The organism is Burkholderia sp. ABCPW 11, assembly GCF_001523445.1.
Taxonomy (GTDB): Bacteria; Pseudomonadota; Gammaproteobacteria; order Burkholderiales; family Burkholderiaceae; genus Burkholderia.
On the sequence record NZ_LOVM01000044.1, the window covers coordinates 1 to 1790 of the forward strand.

Below are 1790 nucleotides of genomic sequence, written 5' to 3' on the forward strand. Positions count from 1 at the left end.
GTCACACTCGACAGCCCCGTGGACAACGAACTCACCCCGGTCGACAGCGAGCTTGCAGTGGTCGACGTCGACGTCGAGAGCGAACTCACGCCGGTGGACAACGAACTGGCCGTGGTCGACGTCGACGTGGACAACGATGCGATACTGCTCGTAACCGTCGACACCGAGCTGGATATCGACCCGATCCCCGTGGACAGCGACGTAATCGAGCTGTTGGTGCTCGACAGACCGGTGGACAGCGAACTGATGCCGGTCGAGGTCGACGTCGACAGCGAGTTCACGGCCTGGTTGGTCGCGAAGAGCTGCGAACCGTTGATCGCATCGGTGCTCGTCGCACTGACACGGCCTGCGGCGACGTTCGTGATCTGACGCTCAGCGCCCGGCGCACCCACGCTCACCACGCTCGACGGCGTCGTGCCCGCGTAGCTGTAGGTGACGCCGCCGATCGTGCCGGTCGCCGTCGGGTTGGCCGCGGCCGTCACCGAACCGCTACCCAGCGCCACCGCGCCCGCGTTCGCGGCCGTCGCGCCCGAACCGATCGCCACGGTGTCGGCTGCTGCCGCGTTCGAGTTGTTGCCGACCGCCACGCCCGCCGCACCCGCGGCCGTCGCACCCGTGCCCGCCGCCAGCGCGTTCACGCCCGTGGCGCCGTCGTTGTTGTAGTTGCCTTGCTGCGTGCCGTTGTCGTTCACGCTGTAGTAGTGTGTCTTGCTCGCCGAGATCGCCGTCGACAGCGAACTCGTTGCCGTCGAACTCGACGTCGACAGCGACGTCACCGAACTGGTCGTGCTCGACAGACCCGTCGACAACGAGCTGACACCCGTGGAGAGCGAGCTCACGCCCGTGGACAGCGAACTCACGCCGGTCGACAGCGAGCTTGCGGTGGTCGACGTCGAAGTCGACAACGACGTGATGTTGCTGGTCACGCTCGACAGACCCGTGGACAACGAACTCGCCGTGGTCGACGTGGACGTCGACAGCGAGTTCACCGCCTGGTTCGTGGCATACAGCTGGGAGCCGTTGATTGCATCCGTGCTCGACGCGGTTACGCGACCTGCGGCCACGTTGGAGATCTGGCGCTCGTTGCCCGGGCTACCTACGCTGACCACGCTAGTTGGCGCTGTGCCAGCAAACGAGTAGAACTTGCCGCCGATCGTGGCGCCCGAGGTGGCCGCTGGCGAGCCCGTCACCGAATTCGATCCCAGCGCAACATCGTCCGGATTGGCTGCGGTGGCCGACGAGCCCAGCGCCACGCCGCCCGTACTGGCTGCAGTCGAAGCGCTGCCAATGGACACCGCGCCCGTACCCGTGGCCATATTGGCTTCGCCGAGTGCCACCGCACCCTGGGCACTCGCCGTGTTGGAGTTCCCAATGGCGAGTGCACCGTCGCCGCTGGCCGCGTTGTTCGCGCCCACCGCCACGGCACCGGTGCCGGTGGCCAGGTTCGGATCGCCGATCGCTACCGCGCCATTACCGCTGGCTGTCTGCTGATTGCCGATCGCCACCGCGCTGCCGCCCGTCGCGAGCGACTGGGACCCGATGGCCACCGAGCCGACACCGGCCGACGACGACGCCGTGCTGCTATCGCCGATCGCCACCGTCGAAGCAGCCAGTGCGTTCGCGTTATAGCCGATGGCGGTCGCCTTCGCGCCCGATGCCGACGCGGCCACGCCCGCAGCCATCGAGTTCGCGCCCGTGGCGCCGTCGTTGTTGTAGTTGCCTTGCTGCGTGCCGTTGTCGTTCACGCTGTAGTAGTGCGTCTTGCTCGCCGAGATCGCCGTCGACAGCGA

The 1790-nt window shown here is 67.2% G+C and carries 1 protein-coding gene; it reads right to left on the bottom strand.

Going from position 1 to position 1790, the window contains the following annotated elements; all coding sequences use genetic code 11:
• Positions 1–1790: YadA family autotransporter adhesin (locus tag WS61_RS18255; protein ID WP_373557124.1), on the bottom strand; the 1790-nt coding region annotated here is incomplete at both ends.